Genomic DNA, 1632 nt, shown 5'->3' on the forward strand with positions numbered 1-1632 from the left:
TTTTAAAGTCCCAAAAGCCTTTCGACCCCAATTATTTGACTGCTACCCCTTGACAGGTCAAGACAGTATCTACAGGAGATTAACCTCGATCGTTCTTGGCAATCACCCAAATGGCGTGGATCGTACCCGGAAACAAGAAAAAACAGCTTAGAACCAGGTTGATCCAAAAATCTCTGCCGATGCCGACAGTCATAAATACGCCCAGAGGGGGAACAAAAATTGCAGCGACTATGCGAATTAAATTGCTCATCTCAGTTACTCCCAACGAGTTTTCTCTTTCAATTTAACTTCACTGACTGACAGAGCCTTTCCCGAAAAACTTAGGCGGTGCTGCCATAGTGTAAACTTCGGTTTCAGCGGCGATTACCTGGCGCAAGTGACCGGGAACTTGCATCAACCCCAACAGTGTAATTCCGTCGAACATCCGCAACCCGCCAGTTGTTTTCTCGGCGAGTAATTTGTCAGTAGCTTCGGGATCTGGCCGCGTATTTATTTCTTGATTAGAAGCTACGGCAAAACCCCAAGGAGCTCCATAAGTAGAAATAAAGCTGGTGCAGGATTGAACGTTGGAGAAAACAGATTTCAGGGTATTTACAATGCGAGCGTGCATTTTCATTTCTGCAGGAGAAACGGGGCCCGCTTGCACTACGAAATATCCGTTAGGTGACATTACGCTGCGAACTTTCTCAAAATACTCCTTGGTAAACAACTGGAAAGATGGGCCTTCTTCAATGGGATCGGACAAGTCAGAAATGACTATATCCCAATCATTGTCAGTTTTATCTAAATAGTCCAAAGCATCGCCGATTACTACTTCGCAGCGGGGGTCATCAAAGGCGTTTTGGTGCATTTCGGGCAGGTGTTCGCGGCAAGCTTCTACTACTTCGCCGTCAATGTCGATCATCACGACTTTTTCAACTGTTTTCCAGCGCAGCACTTCTCTAATTGTAGCTCCTTCTCCGCCGCCGAGAACGAGGACTTTTTTGGGTGAACCGTGACAAATCATGGCTGGGTGTACCAGGGGTTCGTGGTACAGAAACTCGTCGCCTGTACAAGATTGCCACTTACCGTCTAAAACTAAGCCTTTGCCGTAAGTACCGGTCTGAACTACGTACATTTCTTGATAGGCAGTTTTCTTGTAAGCGAGCACCGCGATGACGCCGTGAACGTAAATATCCCAAGGGGTAATGTACTCGCTCATCCAAAAGTCTGCACGAACTTCGCTACCTGACATCAATTACTCTCCAAATATAAACTGCTGTGTCGATGTTGTCACAAGTAGTAGTTCTTAGCACAAAATGGTGCGGCTGTGTGAGTACGATCGACACATGGGAGTGAGATTTCTCAGCAATGGTATAGTGTGATTGCGTTCTGGGAGAGAGGAATTGGCTTGTTAGTTGAGATTGCTTGTGGGCGATCGCGCGCGCCGTCGATCGCACTTTTCCCGTCGCCCCCGGTTGATCGCACTCACATTTAATATTTTCGCTTTGCATTGCCAGCGGGTTTTGTACAAAGGTTGTCTGAATTGGGCAATTTTTCGAGCTGGGCCCGCCTTTATAACCCACATTCCGCAGTTCTGGCTTTGATGACTAAGGATTTTCATACCTTCACTGTAGGAAAAATATCTGTGCC

At 46.8% G+C, this 1632-nt stretch carries 3 protein-coding genes; all 3 read right to left on the reverse strand.

Features of this window, described 5'->3' with window-relative positions; all coding sequences use genetic code 11:
• Positions 1–79: 79 nt before the first annotated feature.
• Genes QUB08_RS31835 through QUB08_RS31845 form a run of 3 tightly spaced genes read right to left on the reverse strand, consistent with a single transcriptional unit; the run spans position 80 to position 1493 of the window.
• Positions 80–250, reverse strand: coding sequence for a YqaE/Pmp3 family membrane protein (locus tag QUB08_RS31835; protein ID WP_333230276.1), 171 nt, complete (start codon positions 248–250; stop codon positions 80–82).
• 39 nt (positions 251–289) lie between these two features.
• Complete coding sequence (locus QUB08_RS31840) at positions 290–1234, reverse strand: fused MFS/spermidine synthase (RefSeq protein WP_190662030.1); 945 nt, start codon at positions 1232–1234, stop codon at positions 290–292.
• On the reverse strand, positions 1224–1493 hold the full coding sequence (locus tag QUB08_RS31845; protein ID WP_333230278.1) for a hypothetical protein: 270 nt from the start codon (positions 1491–1493) through the stop codon (positions 1224–1226). Before QUB08_RS31845 ends, QUB08_RS31840 begins: the two co-directional genes overlap by 11 nt.
• Between the last annotated feature and the right edge of the window lie 139 nt (positions 1494–1632).

This window comes from Microcoleus sp. BR0-C5, assembly GCF_036705045.1.
GTDB lineage: Bacteria > Cyanobacteriota > Cyanobacteriia > Cyanobacteriales > Microcoleaceae > Microcoleus.

What these genes read in the sequence shown, in the direction of transcription:
- QUB08_RS31845 (WP_333230278.1), bottom strand. Translation starts at nt 1,493, where the DNA reads ATGCAAAGCGAAAATATTAAATGTGAGTGCGATCAACCGGGGGCGACG.
- QUB08_RS31835 (WP_333230276.1), bottom strand. Translation starts at nt 250, where the DNA reads ATGAGCAATTTAATTCGCATAGTCGCTGCAATTTTTGTTCCCCCTCTG.
- QUB08_RS31840 (WP_190662030.1), bottom strand. Translation starts at nt 1,234, where the DNA reads ATGTCAGGTAGCGAAGTTCGTGCAGACTTTTGGATGAGCGAGTACATT.